A 20,427-nucleotide genomic window follows, 5' to 3' on the forward strand; every position below is an offset into this window, starting at 1 on the left:
AACCATGTTCGCCGTTTACGCAGCAGAACCCAGTCCTGAGAACCCGCTGGCCTCGCTTCGCGTCGGCGAGCGCCCCGAGCCCGAGGTGCCCGCCGGTTGGGTGCGGGTCGCGGTCAAGGCGGCCAGCCTCAACATGCACGACCTGTGGACGTTGCGCGGCGTCGGCATCAAGCCCGAGCAGTTCCCGATGATCCTGGGCTGCGACGGCGCCGGTGTCCTCGACGACGGCACCGAGGTGGTGCTGCACTCCGTCATCGGTGACCCGAACTGGTCGGGCGAGGAGACGCTGGACCCGAAGCGCACGCTGCTCACCGAGAAGCACCAGGGCACGTTCGCCGACTACGTCACGGTGCCCGCCCGCAACGCGCTGCCCAAGCCCGCCGACCTGTCGTTCGCCGAGGCCGCCTGCATGGGCACGGCGTGGCTCACCGCCTACCGGATGCTGTTCGTGAAGTCCGGCCTGCGGCCTGGTCAGACGATGCTCGTGCAGGGTGCGTCCGGTGGTGTCTCGACCGCGCTCATCCAGCTGGGCCGCGCCGCCGGGTTGCGCGTCTGGGTCACCGGCCGCACCGAGGAGAAGCGCGCGCTGGCCACCGCACTCGGTGCCCACGAGGTCTTCGAGTCCGGCGCCCGGTTGCCGGAACGGGTCGACGCGGTGATGGAGACCGTCGGCAAGGCCACCTGGTCGCACTCGATGAAGGCGCTCAAGCCCGGCGGCATCGTGGTGATCTCCGGCGCCACGTCCGGTGACGCGAGCGCGGCCGAGCTGCAGCGGCTGTTCTTCCTGCAGCTGCGCGTGGTCGGTTCGACCATGGGCACCCGCGAGGAGCTGGGCGACCTGCTGCGGTTCTGCGCCCTCAACGGCCTCAGGCCGCAGATCGGTGCCGAGCTGAAGTTCTCCGACGCCGAACAGGGGCTCAAGGCCATGCTCGACGGCGAGACCGCGGGCAAGATCGTGCTCACCCGATAGCGGTAAACAGCCCGATCGGCCAAAAAACGATCTCTTGATTGGTGGGTCCGGACAAACCGCGTGACAGTTGACACGCATAGGTTCGCCCGGACCCACTTCATCGAGGGAGCTGAAGGCATGACTACCCAGGGCGTGTTCCGGCGCAAGCCCATCGACCAGATCGCGGACGACCGGGGCGACGGACTCACCAGAACACTGGGCCTGTGGCAACTGACCGCGATCGGCATCGGCGGCATCATCGGCGCGGGCATCTTCTCGCTCGCCGGCGCCGTCGCGAACAAGACGGCCGGCCCCGCGGTGCTGATCTCGTTCCTCATCGCCGGTGTCGCGAGCGCGGCGGCGGCGTTCTCGTACGCGGAGTTCGCGGGCCTGATCCCCAAGGCGGGCAGCGCCTACACCTACGGCTACGCGGTGCTGGGCGAGATCGTCGGCTGGTTCATCGGCTGGGACCTGCTGCTCGAGTACACCGCGATCGTGGCGGTGGTCGCGATCGGCATCTCCGGCTACTTCACGGAACTGCTGAGCCTGCTCAACATCCATCTGCCGCAGTGGATGCTGGGCGCGCCGGGCACCGAGAGCCAGGGCGTCGCACCGGGCAGCTACAAGGTCAACCTGTTCGCGGTGATCCTGTGCCTGCTGATCGCGTACGTGCTGAACCTGGGCATGAAGAACGCGGCCAGGTTCGAGACCACGCTGGTGTACCTGAAGATCGCCGTGGTGCTGCTGGTCATCGGCGTCGGCGTCTTCCACATCGACACCGCCAACTACAACCCGTTCTTCCCGTTCGGCCTGTCCGGCGCTTTCACCGGTGCGGCAACGGTCTTCTTCGCCGTGTTCGGCTACGACGCGATGAGCACCGCGGCCGAGGAGTCCAAGGACTCCCAGAAGCACATGCCCAAGGCGATCATCTACTCGCTGGCGATCTCGATGGTCCTGTACGTGCTGGCCTGCCTCGTGCTGACCGGCATGGTCAACTACAAGGACGTCGACGCGGAAAGCGCGTTCGCCACGGCGTTCGCGGACATCGGCTTCCACTGGCTGGGCATCATCATCAGCGTCGGCGCGATCCTCGGCATCACCACGGTGCTGTTCACGTTCCTGCTGGGCGCGGCCCGCGTCGGTTACTCGATGAGCCGCGACGGCCTGCTGCCCAAGTGGTTCGCCAAGACGCACCCGGTGAAGCACGTGCCGTCCCGGATCACGTGGGTGCTCGGCATCGCCTCGGCGGTCATCGCCGGGTTCCTGCCGATCGCGGAGGCCGCCGAGCTCACCAACATCGGCATCCTGCTGGCGTTCGTGGTCGTGTGCGTGGCCGTGATCGTGTTGCGGTACAAGCAGCCCGACCTGCCGCGCACGTTCCGGACGCCGGGCATGCCGGTCGTGCCGGTCATCGGGGTGATCTTCTCGGTCTGGCTGATCACGTTCCTCACGCCGCAGACCTGGGCCCGGTTCGCGATCTGGTTCGTGATCGGCATGGTCGTCTACTTCACCTACTCGCGGCGCAACTCCGTCATGGAGAAGCAGAACTCCACGCGGTGACCTGCTGGTCGAGCACGGACAGCGGCACCGGTCCGAGCCCGATCACGAGGTCGTGGAACGCCTTCACGTCGAAGCGGTCGCCCAGCCGGGCGGCCGCTTCGCCGCGCACGCGCTGGATCTCCAGGCGCCCCACCATGTACGCGAGCGCCTGGCCCGGCACCTCGATGTACCGGTCGACCTCCGAGGTGATCTCGGGTTCGGTCATGACCGTGTTCTCGCGCAGGTAGTCGACGGCCTGCTGCCGGGTCCACCCGAACGCGTGCAGGCCCGTGTCGACCACCAGCCGCCCGGCGCGCATCGCGTCCAGCCCGAGCATGCCGAGGCGTTGCTCGTCCGACGAGTACAGCCCCATCTCGTCGGCGAGGCGCTCGGTGTAGAGGCCCCAGCCCTCCAGGTACGCCTCGATGAACGCGAACCGCCGCAGGTTCGGCATCGACGCCTCGGCGGCGATCGAGAGCTGGTAGTGGTGGCCGGGCACGGCCTCGTGGAACGCCGTCACCTCCGACACCGTGCGGCTGCGTTCGGTGGCGCCCAACGGGTTCAGCCAGTAGGTGCCGGGACGGCTGCCGTCCAGCGGCGCGGGCTGGTAGAACGCGATCGGCGCCGTCTCCCGTTCCGCCTCGCCCACCAGGCACACCCGGCAGCCGGTCCTCGGCATCCGGCCGAACCACCGCGGTGCCTCGGCCTCGGCCCGCGCGATCGCCTCAGCGGCGTGCGCGACCATCTCCTCCTCGTTGTCCCACAACAGTTCCGTGCGCAGCCGACGGAAGATCTCCGGCACGTCGGCCGTGCCCCACACCCGTGCGCCGATCTCCGCGTACTCGTCGCGCAACGCGGCGACCAGGTCCAGGCCCAGCCGGTGCAGCGCGGCCGGGGTGTACGAGGTGGTCGTGTAGTTGCGGACGAGGTTGGCGTAGTTCTGCTCGCCCTCGGGCAGCCAGCAGATGCCCGGCTGGTCGTCGGGGCGGCCGTCGACCGAGGTCAGCACGTCGCGGTAGGAGGCGACGGCCGCGCGGATCTCCGCGGAGGCCGGACCCTCCCACTCCTGCACGGGCGAGGCGAGGAACCGCTCCATCCGGGCCGCCCCGGTCCTCAGGTGCCGGCGCAACGGTCGACGGTCGGAGTCGCGCACCCGCCCGGCCGCCTGCGTCACGTACCGCGCGATCTCGCCGCGCCGCCGTGACACGTCCAGCTGTGCCGCCATCTGCAGCAACGCGTTCACCGGCGCGCTCATGCCAGTTGCCACGGTGTGCTCGACCAGCCTCGCGTCGATCCGCGCCACGATGGTCTCGCCCTGGTGCCGCAGCACGGCCAGGGTGACGGGGTCCTCGTCGCTGGTCTCCGCCCGGCGCAGGATGTCGGCGACCCGCGCCCGCAACGCCTGCTCCCCCTCGACGCTGAGGTCCTCCAGCTTGTCGTCCCAGCCGGGCAGCCCGTACATCGACGGCAGGAACGGCGACCAGTCCATGGCCGCGGCGAACATCTCGTCGGACAGCGACGCCATCAGGGCCGCCCCGCCCAGTCGGCGACCAGGTCACCGAGCGTGGACAGCGGCACGACGCCGTTGTCCAGCACGAGGTCGTGGAACGCCCTGATGTCGAACCGGTCGCCCAGCTTCGACTTCGCCTCACCGCGCAACCGCTGGATCTCCAGCCGTCCCACCATGTACGCGAGCGCCTGACCCGGCGTCTCGATGTACCGGTCGACCTCCGAGTTGATCTCGGTGTCGTCCATCACGGTGTTCTGGCGCAGGTAGTCGACGGCCTGCTGGCGCGACCACCCCATGGCGTGCAGGCCGGTGTCGACCACGAGCCGCCCGGCGCGCATCGCGTCGAGGCTCAGCATGCCCAGCCGTGCCTCGTCGGACGAGTACAGGCCCATCTCGTCGGCCAGGCGTTCGGTGTAGAGGCCCCAGCCCTCGATGTAGGCGTCGACGAACGCGAACTTGCGCAGGTTCGACAGCTCGGTCTCGGCCGCGATCGAGAGCTGGAAGTGGTGGCCGGGGATGGCCTCGTGGAACGCCGTCACCTCCGACACCGTCCGGCTGCGTCCGGTGGCGCCCAACGGGTTCACGAAGTACGTGCCGGGACGGGACCCGTCGAGCGCGGCGTCCACGTAGTAGGCGAACGCGGCGCTCTGGCGGTCGACCTCCGGCACGAACCGGACTTCGCAGCGCGCCTTCGGCAGCCGGCCGAACCAGTTCGGCGCCTCGGCCTCGGCCCGCGCGACGGTCTCCACCGCGCTGACGAGCATGTCGTCCTCGTTGTCCCACAACAGATCCGTGCGCAACCGCCGGAAGATCTCCGGCACGTCGGCCGTGCCCCACACCCGCGAGCCGATCTCCGCGTACTCGTCGCGCAACGACGCGATCAGGTCGAGCCCGAGCCGGTGCAGTTCCGCGGGGGTGTAGGACGCGGTCGTGTAGTCGCGGACCAGCTTGCGGTAGTTCTCCTCGCCGTCGGGCAACCAGCACAGGCCTGCCTGCTCGTCGTCGCGTCCGGGCAGCCCGAGCAGGACCTCGCGGTAGCGGGCGAACGCCGGGCGCAGGTCCGCGTCGCCCTCCCACTCCTGCTTCGGGGACTCCAGGAAGCGTTCGACGTGCGCCGCCCCGCCCTCCAGGTGCCGGCGCAACGGCCGGCGGTCGGTGTCGAGCAGCCGCCCGGCCGCCTGGTCGAGGAAGTGCGGGACGAGGTGCAGCCGCCGGGAGAAGTCGATCTGCGACGCCATCCTGAGCAGAGCCGCGACCGGCGCGTTCAACCCGCGGGACACGCTGTGCTCGACGAGCCTGGCGTCGAGCATCGTGATGATCAACGTCGCCTGGTGCCTGATCACGTCCTTCGCGACCGGCTCCTCGTCGCTCTGGTCGACGCGGCTGAGGATGTCCTCCAGCCGCGCGCGCAGGGCCTGCTGGCCGTCGACGCTGAGGTCTTCGAGCCGGTCGTCCCAGCCGGGCACGCCGACGACGGTGGCGAACATCGGAGACCAGTCCATCATCGCCCGGAAGGTCTCATCGGAGAGCGAGGTCACGCTCTCCTTCTTAGCTGCGCCGGAAGCGCTCCGCCAAGGAATTGACGACATCGGTGAGCTCGGTGTGGATCCTGCGCACGACGTCGGCGGCCGGTTCGGCGGTGGCCAGCGGGTACGCGGTGCCCGCCCACAGCGACATGACCTCCAGCTCACCGGTCGCGCGCACCGGCTTGGTGAGGTGGTGCACGTTCGGGTACGCGGCGGGCGCGTGCGGGCTGTTCTCGATCAGGAACCGGTTGACGAGCCCGCGGGCGGGCCGTCCGCTGAACGCCCGCGTCAACGCCGTGCGACGCGCTCCTTCGGCGAGCGCTTCCCGGTGCGCCGCAGCGGTTCCGGCCTCCGGGCAGCCGAGGAACGCGGTGCCGAGCTGGGCCGCCACGGCCCCGGCCGCCAGCACCGCGGCCACGTCCGCGCCGGTCATCAGCCCACCGGTCGCGATCACCGGCAGGTCGACGGCGCTGCGCACGAGCGTCAACGCGGCCAGCGTCCCGTACAGCTCGCCACCACCGGGCGAGATGCCGTCGTCGGTGAACGTGCCGCGGTGCGCACCGGCGTCCGCACCCTGCACGCACAGCACGTCCGCGCCGATCTGCTGCGCCTGCCTGGCCTCACTGGGTGTGGTGACCGTCACCACGATCGTGGTCCCGGCCGCCTTGAGCCGCTGCACGTCGTCCACGTCCGGCAGCCCGAACGTGAACGACACCACCGGAATCCGCAGCGCCAGCACCAGCTCCAGCTTGGCCCCGTAGTTGTCGTCGTCCCAGCGCGGGTCGCCGGGCACCGCCCCGACCTTCTGCGCGCACGCCGTGACGCGGTCCACGTACGGCGAGATGTCGGCGGTCGGCCGCGTGCCGGGCACGAACAGGTTGACCCCGAACGGCGCGCTCGTGAGCTCGCCGGTCCGCTTGATCTTCTCCGCGAGCTGCTCGACGCTGAGGTAGCCGGCCGCGAGGAACCCGAACCCGCCGGCGTCGCTCACCGCGGCGACCAGTTCGGGGGTGGAGGCGCCACCTGCCATGGGCGCGGCGATCACGGGCACGGCCAGCGTGTGGAACATGAGCACAACCTAGTTGGACCGGGCGATGGATGCCCGGTGAAGCGCCTGTGTCCTTGATGACGCAAGGAACACATCGTTACTCCACTCGGACCAGGGTGTTCACGTGCCGTCCATGCCGATGGGCGATGGTGATCGTCGTGAAACGCCGCTCCTCCCCGAAAGCAGCCACCGGCCGTCGCGTGCACGTCGTCGTGCTGGGCGGGCTGCGGCCGGACGACGTCAGCGCGGTGCTGACACCGAACCTCGTTGCGCTGCAAGAGGAAGGCACGTCCTTCCCGCACGCGCGGTCGTTGCCGATCATGGGGACGACACCGAACCACGTGATGATGATGACCGGCGTGCGGCCGGACCGGACCGGCGTGCCGGCGAACTGCGTCTACGACCGCGCGCGAGGCGTTGTGCGCGTGCTCGACCGCGCGTCGGACCTGAAGTTCCCCACGCTGCTGGAACGGTTGCCGGGGCTGGGTTTCCGCACGGGTTCGGTGCTCTCGGACGAACGTCTGCACGGCCTGTTCGGCACGCGGGCGTCGTACCGGTGGAAACCCCGGTACCCGTCCGACGCGTTCACCTCCCACGCGCTGCACGCCATGATCGACGAGGTCGACCCCGATCTGGTGTTCACGGGCTTCGGCGCGCCCGCGGGAATCTCCCGTCCGCTGGCCGTGCGGACCTCGGACGAGCAGCTGGGCAAGCTCGTCCGGCACCTGAGGGCGACCGGGCGCTGGGAGCGGTCCGTGCTGGTCGTCGTGGCCGACCGGGCGCTGCCGCGGACCGGGGCGTCGTTGCCGGGCCACGTCGACGCGGACCCGTTGCTGCGGGGCAAGGTCGTCGTCGCACCGAACGGCGGCGCGGACCTGCTCTACTGGACCGGGCCGCGCTCCGACCGCGCGGTGGCGCTGAAGCACCTGGAGTCCGTGGTCAGCCGGGTGCCGGGCGTCCTGTCGGCGCACGCACCGCGGTCGTGGCGGCTCGGACCCGAGGCGGGCGACCTGGTCGTGGCCCGCCATCCCGCGACGGCACCGGTGCCGATGCTCGTCGCGGGAGGCGATCCCGCGTTGGGGCGCGGGGTTTGCGCCGCGCCGGTGTCCACTGTGGATGTCGCCCCGACGGTGGGGAGGCTGTTCGGCCTCCCCGAGCCGCCGGGTGGTTACGACGGGCAGCCGCTCATCGCGGACGGGCCATCATCTAGGGCAGGGAGTCCAGATGAGGGGCGACCGTGTTGGCGAACTGCCAGTTGTTCGACGCGTCCCAGTTGATCGACCAAGTCATGGCGCCGCGGATGGACGGCCAGGTCGTGCTCGGCTTGAACGTCCCGCAGTTGGTGCCGCGGGCGAGGCAGTCGAGCGCGTTGTTGACGTTGGACGGCGACTGGTAGCCGCCACCGGCTCCGGACGGTGACGCGGGCAGGCCGAGGCCGACCTGGTCGGCGCGCAGGCCGCCCTGCAGCTGCAGGCACGCGAGCGCGGTCAGGAAGTTGACCGTGCCCTGGCTGTAGACCTGCTGGTCGCAGCCGTTCATCGAGCCGGAGTTGTAGTACTGCATGTTGACGATGGTCAGGATGTCCTTGATGTTCAGCGCCAGCTTGAAGTACTCCATGCCGGTCGACTGCATGTCGATCGTCTGCGGCGCCATCGTGATGACGGTGCCGCCACCGGCGTAGATGCTGCGCAGCGCCTGCCCCATGTAGGTGGAGTTGACGCCGTTCTCGAGATCGATGTCGACGCCGTTGAAGCCGTAGTTCGTGATCAGCGACTTGACGCTGTTCGCGAAGTTGGTGGCCGAGGTGGAGTCGCTGACGCTGATCGTGCCGTTCTGCCCGCCGACGCTGATGATCACCTTCTGGCCGCGGTTCTGCAGGGTCCGGATGTCGGCCTTGAACTGCGCGTCGGTGTAGCCGCCGAGCTGGCCGCTCAGCCCGGAGTCGAGCGTGAACGACACCTGTCCCGGCGTACCGGTCGCGTCGGCGAAGGCCACCGCGACGATGTCGTAGGTGGTGGGGACGTCCGCGAGCTTGAGTGCGCGCGCACCGTTGTAGAAGTTCTGCCAGTAGCCCGTCAGGACGTGCTTGGGCAGGCCGGTGTTCGGCGGGTTGCCGGTCGTGGTGGTGGTCGTGGTCGTCGTGGTGGTGGACGTCGTCGTGCTCGTGGTCGTTGTCGGCGGCGTGCCGGGGCCGTCGAGGTTGAAGTCGTCGGCGTAGTAGGTGGGCTGGCCGTACCAGCCGTTCACGTAGATCGTGACGCTGGTGGCGCTGCCGCTGGTGAAGTCGACGGTGAGCTGCTGGAAACCGCTCGTGCCGGGCGTCCACGTGCTCTTCTCCACGCCGCCGGTGACACCGAGGTAGACGTAGCTGCCCTGCACCCAGGCGGACAGCTTGTAGGCCGTGTTCGGTTGCACCGTCACGGTTTGCTGGCAACGCGCGTTGCTCTGCCCGACCGGTGTGCCCTGCAGGGCGTAGCCGCCGGTGCGTTTCGTGCCCGTGGTGACGCTCGTGCCCTCCGAGCAGGTCCAGCCGCTCAGGTTGCCGGCCTCGAACCCGCTGTTGGCCGCGAGGTTCGCGGCGGCGGCGCTGCCGTTGATCACCAACACCAGACCGGCACAGGCGAACAGCGCGGACAGCAGCGCTATCGCTGCTCGTCTGGTCTTGGACATGGTCCACCTCCACACATCATGCGGCGGCCATGTTGTGAGTGGACTAAAAATGGACTAGACCACTACACCGGGTCAAGCATTGCGCTGGTCATCGGATGTATTTAGGGTGAGTCTGCCGCTGCCTGTAGTTGAGGAGTGGCATGCGCATACTCGCTGTCCTGGCCCTGCTGTTGGGTTTTGTCGCCCCGGCCGACGCCTCGCCCGGCTGGGTGGCGTCGTGGGGATCCGCGATGCAGACCCCGGTTTCATCGGATGTCAGCGGCACCTCCTACACCGTGCGGAACGTCGTCCGGCTCACCGTCGGCGGCTCGGCGGTCCGGGTGCGACTGTCGAACGTGTTCAGCTCCGGCGACCTGACCGTGGGCGGGGTGTCCGCGGCCCCGGCCGGAACCGGTGCCGCACTGGGAGACAAGGCCCGCCGGGTCACCTTCCACGGCCGCACGTCCGTCGTCGTGCCGCGCGGCGGTGAGGTGCTGTCCGACCCGGTCGCGCTCCGGACGTCGGCCGACTCCTCCGTGGCCGTGTCGATCTGGGCGTCGTCCGCACCTGCCGTGGCGACCTATCACCGCAGTGCCCTGTCCTCCAACTACGTGGCGCCCGGCGACCACGCCGCGGACCTCGACGGCGCGGCGTTCACGCAGAAGGTGTCGTCCTGGTACTACCTGTCCGAGGTGTCCGTGACGTCGGCCGTGCGCGGGTCCGTGGTGGCCCTCGGCGACTCGATCACCGACGGCTCGGGCTCGACCGGCGGCGCGAACCGGCGCTGGACCGACGTTCTCGCCTCGCGGACGTCGTTGGGCGTGGTCAACTCGGGCATCTCCGGCAACCAGCTGCTGCGCGACGGCACGTACGGCGTTTCCGGCATCTCACGAACGCCGCGGGACGTGCTTGCCCGGTCCGGCGTGCGGACGGCGATCGTGTTGGAGGGCATCAACGACATCAAGGCCAAGCCCGACGCCACGTTCGAGGAGCTGCGCGACGGCTACTTGCGAGTGATCTCTCTCGCGCACGCCCACCGCGTCCGCGTGCTCGGCGGGACCATCACGCCGATGGGCGGCTACGCGAACTACACCGACGCACGCGAGGCCGTGCGTTCCGCCGTGAACTCCTGGATCCGCACGTCCGGCGCGTTCGACGGCGTGGTGGACTTCGACGCCGCGGTCCGCGACCCCGCCAAGCCGACGTGGTTGCGCGAGGACTTCGCCAGGCCGGACCACCTGCACCTCACCGACGCCGGCTATCAGGCCATGGGCCAGGCGGTGGATGTCTCGCTGCTTTAGCTTGATGCGCGTGTTCACCCTCAACGACGCCATCGCCATCGCCACCGCCGCTCATGACGGCCAGGTCGACAAGTCCGGCTACCCCTACATCGGGCACCCACTGCGAGTGATGGCGTCGGTAGAGGGTGAACACGCGCAGATGGCCGCCGTTCTGCACGACGTCATCGAGGACACCTCGGTGACCGCAGAGGAACTGTTGTCGCGTGGCTGCCCCACTGCTGTGGTCGACGCCGTCGTCGCGTTGTCACACCTGCCGGACGAGCCCCAGGACGTGTACTTGCGCCGCGTCGCCGCCAATCCGCTGGCACTCACCGTGAAGCGCGCGGACATCGCCGACAACCTCTCCCCCGCCCGCGTGGCCCGTCTCGACACCGAGACCAGAGCCCGCCTGGAGATCAAGTACGCCACCGCGCTGAGGTTGCTCTCCGAGTTCGTGAGTTAACTAACCTTCTTCATCGGTACAGGTCGCTTGAACAGGGTGTATTATCGATTCGTAACCAAGATTGGAAGGACAAGATGACCCGCCACGACCTGTCCGTGAAGTCCCTGCGCTCGAGCCTGGCCTCCCGCCGCGCCGCTCGTCTTCAGCGTCAGAGCCTGGAGCGGCAGTTGGCCAGCTACACCACCGAGAGCGACCGTCTCGAACTGGACGCCATCCTCGCCCGGCACACCGCCGAGGAGACGACCGAGCTCCGTTCGATCATCAACCGCCAGGCGATGGACCGTTTGATCCGTTCCGCCTGACCCCGGTTCCATGTGTGGGCCACCCCGGCAACGTTGCCGCGGGTGGCCTTTGCGTTTCCCGGCAACCGTGAACAGGTGCCGTCTCGGTTGGACGGCGCTAACGTCCGGCCATGCGTCGCTTCCTCGCCACGGCGTTGGCCGTGCTCGCCCTGATGCCGGTGTCCGCGGCGAAGGCCGACCGGGTGGTCACCGACTACCAGGACCCGCTGCAGGCGATCCCCGCGGTGAGCCGGCCGCCGACGAAGTCGTGCGCCGTCACGGCGATGCGGCACACGTTCGCGAACTCGTACGGGCAGCCGTTCGTGGGCACGCTCACGCCACCACCGGAGTGCGCCGGGCCGTGGACGAAGGTCGTGCTGGACTGGACGGGACGCAGCAAGGGACGCCAGTTCGACCGGCTCGCCGGGCTGTGGATCGGCGGCGCGGAAGTGCTGCGGACGTCGACGCCGGAGCCGGACCCGTCGGGCATCGTGTGGCACTTCGACCGGGACATCACGGCTTTCGCGCCGCTGCTGACCAAGCCGCAGCCGTTCGTGGTGGACCTCGGCAACATCGTCAACGACACCTACACCGGCCCGTTCGACATCGAGGTGACCGTCACCTACTACCAGGCGACGAAGAAGTATCCCGCGCCTCGGCAAGCCGACGTCGTGCTGCCCCTGTCCGCCGACGCGCAGCAGCCGGGCTGGCAGTTCCTCAAGGACGGCAAGAACTTCACGAAGCAGCTCACCGTCCCACCGAACACCGCGAAGCTGACCGCCGAGATCTACGCGCGCGGCGGCGGCTGCGAGGAGTTCTGGTGGTCGAACGTGCCGAGCGACCTCGCCACCAGGTTCCCGGACGCCGGACTGTGCGGCGGCGGCACGTACCGCGAGGTCGAGGTGCGCGTCGACGGCCGCCCCGCCGGCGTGGTCGCCCCGTACTCCGTGATCTACACCGGCGGCGTGGCACCGATGCTGTGGCGCCCGATCTCGGCCATCGACGCCATCGACACGCTGCCGTACACGATCGACCTGAGCCCGTTCATCGGAACGCTGACCGACGGCAAGGCGCACACGATCGACCTGGTGCCGCCGCGCGGGATCGTCGACGACTGGACGCTGGGCGGAAACCTCTTCGCCACCACGGATCCGCACGTTCAGCGCGTCACCGGAACGCTGACCTCCGCGGACGTGCCCGCCGCTGACGTGAAGACGACCACGACCGGCACCGACCTGGACGTGACGATCAAGACGCAGGTGCACCGGACGTGGCGGACCAGCGGCGTGATCAGGACGTCGCACGGCACCCAGCAGGTCTTCTCCCAGGGCGCCTGGACGTTCGACAACACGACGTCGCTCGCGGAGAAGGCCACCAAGCAGAAGACCGACCAGAAGGTGACCGGCGCGTACTCGTCCCGCGGCCGGGTCGACGGGTTCGACTTCCCGCTCAACGTCGACGTCACGCAGAACATCGTCAATGACAACAACTACCGCATCGACGCCCAAGTCCACATGGGACGTCGCTTGTGGACGGCTGGCGAAGGAGCCCGGTTCAGCGACGACACCATCGACACGCAGGGCGGTTTCGGACGGACCAACGGCGTGCTCTCCTACGCGGACGGTGCGTCCAGCGAACGCTGGCGCGGCACGGTGGACGGCCGCTTCTACCAGCGCACGCTGAAGACCGAGCACGGGTACGTGGTCTGAGCAGCCTCGTGCCCCGCCGAGCGGGCGCTCGGCGGGGCAGCGAGATCATGGTTCAGCGGGAATCAGCGGCGCAGCGAGGTGGCCAGCACGTACTGCGCGTAGGCGACAGCCGTGTCCAGAATGATCCGTTGCGGACGACCGGTAAACGGTTCGATCCGTCCCCAGCCCTCCCTCGGTTCCTCGTCGCGAGTTCCCTGCGGCTGGCGCAACAACGTGTTGAAGGCCACGCTCAACGGGCTCCAGCTGTTCTCCTGCTGGGTGTACTCGGTCGGCATGACCAGCGTGTTGTTGCCGTTCATCGTCAGCGCGATCTCGTCCCGCAGCGGCCGGAAGCGGGCGGCTTCGGAGAGGAACTGGGTCATCATCAGCACGCCTCGAGCCATGTCACGGTCGTTGGAGGCGAACCACAGGTTCCAAATCGCTCCGTTGACGGAGTCCCGGTTGATCGCCAGTCCTGTGCGCGTCTGACCCGCAAAGCTCTCGAGGCTGTCGTAGCCCTCGCCGAACCGGGTCTGCCATTCCCCGTGGCTGGCGCCGTCGGAGGGACCCGCCCCGCTACGAGCGCCGATGTAGTTGTAGGTGCTCCCGCCCGTCCACCAGCCGACGACGTACAGGTCCGAACGCCGCAGCTGAAGGCGGACGTAGTTGGGATTGCCCCACATGTGGATGTCGACCCGGATGAAACCGCCGCGTGCGTCGGTGTGGTCCACCTGGTAGGCGTTGCCGGCGCCCGCGACCGAGGTGGATGCGCCGTCGTTGACCCGGTTGCGGATGTCGTTGATGAAGTTGACGTAGTCCCCGCCGTTCTGGGAGCCGAGGTAGTAGGTGGGGTTGCCGTCCTCGGCGTGCGCGCTCGGCGGGCTGGTGAGCGGACCGAGCAGCCCGGTCACCGCCGCGATCGCCAGCGAGAACGCGGCCATCGCGACGGCGACCGCGCGACGGCGCCGTACTGGTTTCCGTTGGGAAACGCCCATGACAGTGGTGGTTGACATGCTCTGTTCTCAGTTCGCTCGGGGACGGTCGTCCGTGGATCGTGCTGGTGGACGACATCGACGATGCGGGTCCTGGACAGGCCGAAACAATGGGGGACGAATTGACTGGGTAGGCCACCCCGTTAAATGGGGGGTGGGGCCGACCGGTCAGTAGAGACGTTTGACGGTGAGCACGTTGTCCTTGCGCGACTCCGCCTGCCCGTCCGGCCCCGTGATGGCCCGCTCGACCACCTCATCGGTGACGACGATCCAGTTGTCCGCGAGATCGAGGTGGTCGAGCACGTCCTTGGTGGTCGGGAAGTAGTGGTCCTGGTGCTCGGACCACGACGGCGCACCCGCGTGCCCGCCGATGACCAGGTACCCGCCCGGCGCCACCGCCTGCGAGGCGCGCTTCAGGATGCTGTTGCGCTCCCCGTCCTCCTCGACGGGCGAGTGCAGGAACTGCGCGCTGACCAGGTCGTACAGCCCCTCGGGGAACGTCTCCTTGAGGTCGTGCCGCTCCACCGCGATCTCGACGCCGGCCTCGTACGCGTGCTTCAACGCCCGGTCCAGCGCCACCTGCGACACGTCCACGCCCAGCACCCGCCAGCCCCGCTTGGCGAGCCACACGGCGTCGCCGCCCTCGGCGCACCCGATGTCGAGCGCGCTGCCGGGCGTGAGACGTTCGGCCTCCCGCACGAGCAGCGGGTTCGGGTTGCCGGACCACACCTGGTCCCGCTCCGAGTAGAAGGACTCCCAGAACTCCTGTGCAGTCGTCATGCTCCCAAGATGCGCGCTGCCGTGCCAGGTCGGCAACTTCCGTTGCCGGTTCAGCAACACCGCGAGTAGGGCATGCTGAGTACATGACCAAGGTGACCTGCGACCTGACGATCTCACTCGACGGCTACAGCGCCGGGCTCAACCAGGCCGAGGACCGCCCGTTCGGCGACGACGGCGGCGACGGCTGGGGCAGCAGGCTCCACGCGTGGATGGAGGACCCCGCGGAAATGCAGCTGCAGCTGGATCTTTTGGCCGAAACCAAGGCGTTCATCATGGGGCGCAACATGTTCGGCCCGATCCGCGGCGACTGGGACCGCGAGTGGAACGGCTGGTGGGGCGACAACCCGCCGTACCACGCCCCTGTCTTCGTGCTCACCCACCACGCGCGCGACCCGCAGCCGATGGACGGCGGCACCACGTTCCACTTCGTCACCGAAGGCATCGACGCCGCGTTCGAGCTCGCGCGCGAGGCGGCACGCGGCGGCAACATCTCGATCCACGGCGGCGCTACGACCATCAACCAGTACCTCGCGAAGGGCCTGATCGACGAACTGCGGCTGCGCATCGTGCCGCTGACGCTCGGCGCGGGAACGCGGTTGTTCGACGGCGTACCGGCGCTCAGCCTGGAGCAGGTGGAGTCGCGAGCAGGCAACGGCTTCACCCACGTCACCTACCGCGTGGGCAAGTAGCTCGATCTTGCGCTTCCTTCGGCTTTTCCGCGGACCAGCAGCGGCCGGCTCGGACCTGACGAGGTCCCGATCGGAGTTGCATCTCCGAGAGCTCGTGTGCCGTCATCGTCATACGACCGCGAAAACGCCGAAGAGGCGAGAAGTTACCTCAGCGTGCCCAGCAACTCGGCGGGCGAGAACCGCACCGGGAACGGCGCCGTCGCTTCGAACACCTCATCGGCCTTGACCACGGCCGTCTGCTCGTACAGGCCATCGGCACCGAACTCGAACACGGTCAGCGTCGGCTCGTCCGGATCGATGACCCAGTAAGTCGGCACACCGAGCCGCTCGTAGACCGCTTTCTTGGTGTTCAGGTCGAAAAGCACCGAATTCGGCGACAGGATCTCCACCGCGAGCAGCGGTGCCGCCGGCAACAGCTTGTCCGTGAGATCGCCGTCCCTGCAGACCAGCAGGTCCGGCTGCAGCTCCGTGTTCTTCGACTGCCTCACCGCGAACGGCGCAGCCAGCACGTGCAGGTCATCTGGACATGCAGCGTCCAACTTGGACGACAACTTCACCGAGATCTTCTGGTGCCGGGTGCCCGGCGCGGGGCTCACCAGAAGCAGCCCGTCGATGAGTTCGTATCGGCGTCCGTCATCAGGCATACCCTCCAGGTCGTCGACCGTGTAGGGACGTCCGTTCACGCCGATCGTCATGACTGACATGGTCCCCTCCTTTCGGCACTCCTGCCAACCATCGCAGAGGGGTCTGACAGTTTCGGCCCAAATCCGGGCCTCAACGACGGCACCACCCGTTCGTGTGACGCCACCGAACACCAGGGCTATTTCAGAACAAGGTCGCAGGCTCAACCGGCTCGGGCTCCGGCAGCGCCTCAAGACCGGGCACGAGCGCGCGCACGTCGTCGTGGAACCGGCGGGCCAGCGCCGGAGCGTCGTCGTTGTCGGGGGTGTGCACGAACACCGTCGGCGACCGGCCCTCCCGCAGCCACTCGGCGACCACCTCGGTCCACGGCCGCCACCCCTCGACCGTGTCCTCGACCGAGTCCCGGCCCAGGTAGCGAACGATCGGCTGGTCGGTCAGCGCCCGCGTCCGCCGCGGCAACCGCGGTTTGCGGTCCCAGGCCTCCCGCTCGGCCTCGCTGGTCGGCGGGCTCTGGAAGAAGACCGTGGTGTCGAACGGCACCCACTCGGCGTCCGCGTCAGCGAGCGCCCCCTCCAGCAACGATGTCGCACCGGCGTCGGTGAAGAACACCGGGTGACGCACCTCCACCGCACGCCGGAGACCGACGGGCAGCCTGCGCAGGAAGCGGCCCAGGGCGTCGACGTCCGCGGGGCCGAACGAGCCGGGCAGCTGGGTCCACAGGACGGCACGTTCACCGAGAGGCTCGATCGCGTCCAGGAACGCCCGCATCGGCACCTCGACGCCGTTCAGCCGGCGCTCGTGCGTGACGACCTTGGGCAGCTTGACCACGAACCGGAAGCCGGGGTCGAGCTGCCGCGCCCAGGTCTCGACGGTCTTGCGGGCCGGCGTCGCGTAGAACGTGGTGTTGCCCTCGACGGCGTTGCACCAGCCGGCGTAGGCCCGCAGTCGCTCCCCCGCAGGAAGCGACTGCGGCAGGAACCGCCCGAGCCACGCTTTGTGGTTCCACATCGCGCAGCCGACCTGAAGACGTGTCACTACGCCTACTTCTTGCCCTTCGGCTCCTCGGTGGACAGCGCGGCGACGAAGGCCTCCTGCGGCACCTCGACCCGGCCGACCATCTTCATGCGCTTCTTGCCTTCCTTCTGCTTCTCCAGCAGCTTGCGCTTACGGGTGATGTCACCGCCGTAGCACTTGGCGAGCACGTCCTTGCGGATCGCCCGGATCGTCTCGCGGGCGATGACCCGAGACCCGATCGCCGCCTGGATCGGCACCTCGAACTGCTGCCGCGGGATCAGCTCGCGCAGCTTCGTGGCCATGCGCGTGCCGTACCCGTACGCGTGGTCCTTGTGCACGATCGCGGAGAACGCGTCGACGGCCTCGCCCTGCAGCAGGATGTCGACCTTGACGAGGTCCGCCTCGGCCTCGCCGGACTCTTCGTAGTCCAGCGACGCGTAGCCGCGGGTGCGGGACTTCAGCGAGTCGAAGAAGTCGAAGATGATTTCACCCAAAGGCATGGTGTAGCGGAGCTCGACCCGGTCCTCGGACAGGTAGTCCATGCCGCCCAGCTGACCGCGCTTCGACTGGCAGAGCTCCATGATCGCGCCGATGTAGTCCGACGGCGCGATGATCGTGCACTTGGTGACGGGCTCGTACACCTCGGCCCGCTTGCCCTCCGGCCAGTCGGACGGGTTCGTCACGACGTGCTCGGTGCCGTCTTCCATGATCACGCGGTAGACGACGTTCGGGGCCGTCGAGATGAGGTCGAGGCCGTACTCGCGCTCCAGCCGGTCACGCGTGATCTCCAGGTGCAGCAGCCCGAGGAAGCCGCAGCGGAAACCGAAGCCGAGAGCGGCGGAGGTCTCCGGCTCGAACGTCAGCGCCGCGTCGTTGAGCTGCAGCTTCTCCAGCGCCTCGCGCAGCTCCGGGTAGTCGGAGCCGTCGACCGGGTAGAGCCCGGAGTAGACCATCGGGCGCGGCTCGCGGTAGCCGGCCAGCGGCTCGGTGGCGCCCTTCTTCTCGGACGTGACGGTGTCGCCGACCTTCGACTGGCGCACGTCCTTCACGCCGGTGATCAGGTAGCCCACCTCGCCGACGCCGAGGCCGCGGGACGGCTTGGGCTCGGGCGAGACGATGCCGACCTCGAGGATCTCGTGGGTGGCACCCGTCGACATCATCTTGATGCGCTCGCGCGGCGTGATCTTGCCGTCGACGACGCGGACGTAGGTGACGACGCCGCGGTAGGTGTCGTAGACCGAGTCGAAGATCATCGCGCGGGCCGGGGCGTCGGCCTCGCCGACGGGCGGCGGCACCTGCTTGACGACCTCGTTCAGCAGCTCCGCGACACCGAGACCGGTCTTCGCGGACACCCGCAGCACGTCCTCCGGCTCGCAGCCGACGATGTGCGCGATCTCCTTCGAGTACTTGTCCGGGTCCGCGGCCGGCAGGTCGATCTTGTTCAGCACCGGGATGATGGTGAGGTCGTTCTCCATCGCCAGGTACAGGTTGGCGAGCGTCTGCGCCTCGATCCCCTGCGCGGCGTCGACCAGCAGGATCGCGCCCTCGCACGCCTCCAGCGCGCGGGAGACCTCGTAGGTGAAGTCGACGTGACCTGGCGTGTCGATCATGTGCAGGACGTGGTCCTGCCCGTCGAGCTGCCACGGCAGACGCACGTTCTGCGCCTTGATCGTGATGCCGCGCTCGCGCTCGATGTCCATGCGGTCGAGGTACTGCGCGCGCATCGCCCGCTCCTCGACCACGCCGGTGAGCTGCAGCATCCGGTCGGCCAGCGTCGACTTGCCGTGGTCGATGTGCGCGATGATGCAGAAGTTCCGGATCAGCTCCGGCGACGTGAACGTCGTGTCGGCGAACGTGGTCAAGGTGGTCCTCAGCAGGAAATCGGACGGGTGTCCCCTTATGGTCCCATAGCGGCCGGTGTGCCCTGCACCACTAGGGTGCGTTCGTGCTGATGAACGGTGAGGACCCCCGCCCGGCGAAGGGCGCGGTCCGCGAGATTTTCGACGCTGCGGACGCCGCCAAGCTCGAGTACGAGCCCTCGATGGACGGCGACGCGGACCCGGGCGAGGTCGTCTGGGCCTGGGTGCCCTTCGAAGAGGACGCCTCACGCGGCAAGGACCGCCCATTGCTGGTCGTGGGCCGCGCGAACGGCGAGCTGATCGCGCTGATGCTCTCCTCGAAGGAGCCGCGCGACGACTACCTGGAGCTGGGCGCGGGCGCCTGGGACCGCGAGGGCCGCCCGTCCTACCTGCGCCTGGACCGGGTCTTCGCCCTCGACACGGACGACGACATCAGGCGTGAGGGCGCCGTGCTGGCACCCGCCGCCTTCGGCCAGGTCGTGGACGCCCTACGCGAACGTCACAGCTGGCGCTGAACGAACACACGCCACGCGGGTGCGCTGAACGTCAGCGTGCCCGCGTCGGCGTTCTTGGAGTCACGCACGCACACGTCCTGAGCAAACGAGACTTCGACGCACTCGGCCCCGTCAGTAGCTCCGCTGTAGCTGCTCTTACGCCAGACGCGGTCCCCGGCCATCGTGTTCCTCTCGCGGTGGGCTGACATACTCCGCCAGCTTGCTCCGCGATTGTTCCCCATCCAAGGCAACCTCGGCCAAGTGGTCGAAGAGCAGCCTGGTCCGCGCGATAGCGCCCAGATCTTGCACGAACACCTGCGCGAGATCAGTTTCGCTGTAGGCCACTGGCATCGACTTCTCGAACTCCCACAGCACACAGCCGTAGGAGGGAATCACAACGTCCAGAGGCACAATCCGAATGTCGTGGGTGTCGAACAACAGCCTGGCGTACTGGTCCTCCATGATCCGGTCGTCACCAACACGCTGCTTCAGCGCTATCTCATGGACGTAGAACAAGCAAGTCGGCCGATCGTGTCGCCTCAGAACCGCCTGACGGTCCATGCGGAACCGCAGGTTCGCGACGATTCGCTCTTCGGTCATGAACCCACCGAGGCGGTAGAACGCATCGGCGTACTCCGGCGTCTGCACCAGTCCCGGTACCGCGTGCACGGTGTAGCTGGTGATCGTCTTAGCCGTCGCCTCGGCCATCGCGACTGTGCGCAGGTTGTCCGGCACCTGCACCACGTACTCCTCGAAGGCGTTCTTGTACCGCCGTCGGAAGTCTTCAAAGAAATCGATGTCCTTGCCGCACATCGTCAGGTACTGCACGAGGTCGATCTCGCTCGCCCGCGCCTTGCCCTTCTCGATGTTGGTGACCTTGCTCGGGTGCCACCCCAGCCGCGTGGCCATCTGAGCGCCGCCCAAATCGGTGCAGGTCTCCCGAAGGCGGCGCAGCTCATCGCCCAACGCCCTGCTGCACACCGTCGCTGTGATCACAGTCATGGACCCGACGCTAGGTCTTGCC

At 68.4% G+C, this 20,427-nt stretch carries 20 protein-coding genes; 9 read left to right on the plus strand and 11 right to left on the minus strand.

All coding sequences use genetic code 11. The features are described from left to right. Positions 1–4 precede the first annotated feature (4 nt). Both ACWEIJ_RS17380 and ACWEIJ_RS17385 read left to right on the plus strand, forming a co-directional pair. Positions 5–970, plus strand: coding sequence for a zinc-binding dehydrogenase (locus ACWEIJ_RS17380; RefSeq protein WP_449838167.1), 966 nt, complete (start codon positions 5–7; stop codon positions 968–970). Positions 971–1,087: 117 nt separating this feature from the next. Further along, the gene (locus ACWEIJ_RS17385; RefSeq protein ID WP_449838168.1) at positions 1,088–2,509 is read left to right on the plus strand and encodes an amino acid permease; all 1,422 of its coding nucleotides are present in this window, start codon (positions 1,088–1,090) and stop codon (positions 2,507–2,509) included. On the opposite strand, the gene ACWEIJ_RS17390 is transcribed toward ACWEIJ_RS17385, so the two are convergent. From ACWEIJ_RS17390 to ACWEIJ_RS17400, 3 genes are read right to left on the minus strand one after another with little or no spacing between them, the layout of a single operon-like run. Continuing rightward, entirely contained in the window at positions 2,481–4,013 is a 1,533-nt protein-coding gene (locus ACWEIJ_RS17390) for a DUF885 domain-containing protein (RefSeq protein ID WP_449838169.1), read from the minus strand. The genes ACWEIJ_RS17385 and ACWEIJ_RS17390 overlap by 29 nt on opposite strands. Beyond that, positions 4,013–5,536 (minus strand): DUF885 domain-containing protein, encoded by a 1,524-nt coding sequence (locus ACWEIJ_RS17395; RefSeq protein WP_449838170.1) that lies wholly within the window; start codon positions 5,534–5,536, stop codon positions 4,013–4,015. Before ACWEIJ_RS17395 ends, ACWEIJ_RS17390 begins: the two co-directional genes overlap by 1 nt. A gap of 10 nt (positions 5,537–5,546) precedes the next feature. Next, the gene (locus ACWEIJ_RS17400) at positions 5,547–6,593 is read right to left on the minus strand and encodes a nitronate monooxygenase (RefSeq protein ID WP_449838171.1); all 1,047 of its coding nucleotides are present in this window, start codon (positions 6,591–6,593) and stop codon (positions 5,547–5,549) included. 137 nt (positions 6,594–6,730) lie between these two features. Here ACWEIJ_RS17400 and ACWEIJ_RS17405 point away from each other — a divergent pair, with 137 nt between their 5' ends. Continuing rightward, positions 6,731–7,849: an alkaline phosphatase family protein gene (locus ACWEIJ_RS17405; protein ID WP_449838172.1), complete on the plus strand. Its 1,119-nt coding sequence runs from the start codon at positions 6,731–6,733 to the stop codon at positions 7,847–7,849. Here the strand turns inward: ACWEIJ_RS17405 and ACWEIJ_RS17410 are convergent. Then, entirely contained in the window at positions 7,779–9,242 is a 1,464-nt protein-coding gene (locus ACWEIJ_RS17410) for a chitinase (protein ID WP_449838173.1), read from the minus strand. The two genes, ACWEIJ_RS17405 and ACWEIJ_RS17410, sit on opposite strands and share 71 nt — an antisense overlap. A gap of 140 nt (positions 9,243–9,382) precedes the next feature. Here ACWEIJ_RS17410 and ACWEIJ_RS17415 point away from each other — a divergent pair, with 140 nt between their 5' ends. The 4 genes from ACWEIJ_RS17415 to ACWEIJ_RS17430 all read left to right on the plus strand — a co-directional run bounded on the left by ACWEIJ_RS17415 (position 9,383) and on the right by ACWEIJ_RS17430 (position 12,954). Beyond that, entirely contained in the window at positions 9,383–10,522 is a 1,140-nt protein-coding gene (locus ACWEIJ_RS17415) for an SGNH/GDSL hydrolase family protein (protein ID WP_449838174.1), read from the plus strand. 10 nt (positions 10,523–10,532) lie between these two features. Continuing rightward, positions 10,533–10,964 carry an HD domain-containing protein gene (locus tag ACWEIJ_RS17420; RefSeq protein ID WP_449838175.1) on the plus strand — a complete coding sequence of 144 codons (432 nt, stop codon included), beginning with the start codon at positions 10,533–10,535 and terminating at the stop codon, positions 10,962–10,964. Positions 10,965–11,038: 74 nt separating this feature from the next. Continuing rightward, the gene (locus ACWEIJ_RS17425; RefSeq protein ID WP_449838176.1) at positions 11,039–11,266 is read left to right on the plus strand and encodes a hypothetical protein; all 228 of its coding nucleotides are present in this window, start codon (positions 11,039–11,041) and stop codon (positions 11,264–11,266) included. 110 nt (positions 11,267–11,376) lie between these two features. Then, positions 11,377–12,954 carry a peptide-N4-asparagine amidase gene (locus tag ACWEIJ_RS17430; protein ID WP_449838177.1) on the plus strand — a complete coding sequence of 526 codons (1,578 nt, stop codon included), beginning with the start codon at positions 11,377–11,379 and terminating at the stop codon, positions 12,952–12,954. Between the two features lie 62 nt (positions 12,955–13,016). Here the strand turns inward: ACWEIJ_RS17430 and ACWEIJ_RS17435 are convergent, their stop codons facing one another. Then, positions 13,017–13,946 carry a ribosome-inactivating family protein gene (locus ACWEIJ_RS17435; protein ID WP_449838178.1) on the minus strand — a complete coding sequence of 310 codons (930 nt, stop codon included), beginning with the start codon at positions 13,944–13,946 and terminating at the stop codon, positions 13,017–13,019. 147 nt (positions 13,947–14,093) lie between these two features. Then, complete coding sequence (locus ACWEIJ_RS17440; protein WP_449838179.1) at positions 14,094–14,705, minus strand: class I SAM-dependent methyltransferase; 612 nt, start codon at positions 14,703–14,705, stop codon at positions 14,094–14,096. 83 nt (positions 14,706–14,788) lie between these two features. Between ACWEIJ_RS17440 and ACWEIJ_RS17445 the strand changes: the two genes are divergently transcribed. Further along, positions 14,789–15,394 carry a dihydrofolate reductase family protein gene (locus ACWEIJ_RS17445; protein WP_449838180.1) on the plus strand — a complete coding sequence of 202 codons (606 nt, stop codon included), beginning with the start codon at positions 14,789–14,791 and terminating at the stop codon, positions 15,392–15,394. A gap of 143 nt (positions 15,395–15,537) precedes the next feature. On the opposite strand, the gene ACWEIJ_RS17450 is transcribed toward ACWEIJ_RS17445, so the two are convergent. The 3 genes from ACWEIJ_RS17450 to lepA all read right to left on the minus strand — a co-directional run bounded on the left by ACWEIJ_RS17450 (position 15,538) and on the right by lepA (position 18,912). After that, positions 15,538–16,089 carry a Uma2 family endonuclease gene (locus ACWEIJ_RS17450; protein ID WP_449838181.1) on the minus strand — a complete coding sequence of 184 codons (552 nt, stop codon included), beginning with the start codon at positions 16,087–16,089 and terminating at the stop codon, positions 15,538–15,540. A gap of 130 nt (positions 16,090–16,219) precedes the next feature. After that, positions 16,220–17,044: a DUF72 domain-containing protein gene (locus ACWEIJ_RS17455; protein WP_449838203.1), complete on the minus strand. Its 825-nt coding sequence runs from the start codon at positions 17,042–17,044 to the stop codon at positions 16,220–16,222. A 32-nt stretch (positions 17,045–17,076) separates the two neighbouring features. After that, on the minus strand, positions 17,077–18,912 hold the full coding sequence (gene lepA, locus ACWEIJ_RS17460; RefSeq protein WP_449838182.1) for a translation elongation factor 4: 1,836 nt from the start codon (positions 18,910–18,912) through the stop codon (positions 17,077–17,079). Positions 18,913–19,001: 89 nt separating this feature from the next. On the opposite strand from lepA, the gene ACWEIJ_RS17465 reads away from it, so the two are divergent. Beyond that, on the plus strand, positions 19,002–19,424 hold the full coding sequence (locus ACWEIJ_RS17465) for a type II toxin-antitoxin system PemK/MazF family toxin (RefSeq protein ID WP_449838204.1): 423 nt from the start codon (positions 19,002–19,004) through the stop codon (positions 19,422–19,424). Here ACWEIJ_RS17465 and ACWEIJ_RS17470 read toward each other — a convergent pair. Beyond that, entirely contained in the window at positions 19,409–19,645 is a 237-nt protein-coding gene (locus tag ACWEIJ_RS17470) for a DUF397 domain-containing protein (RefSeq protein WP_449838183.1), read from the minus strand. The two genes, ACWEIJ_RS17465 and ACWEIJ_RS17470, sit on opposite strands and share 16 nt — an antisense overlap. Beyond that, a complete protein-coding gene (locus ACWEIJ_RS17475; RefSeq protein WP_449838184.1) occupies positions 19,560–20,405 on the minus strand; it encodes a helix-turn-helix domain-containing protein in 846 nt (281 codons plus the stop codon). The genes ACWEIJ_RS17470 and ACWEIJ_RS17475 overlap by 86 nt, the downstream gene beginning before the upstream one ends. Positions 20,406–20,427 lie beyond the last annotated feature (22 nt).

Source organism: Lentzea sp. NPDC004789, assembly GCF_053601075.1.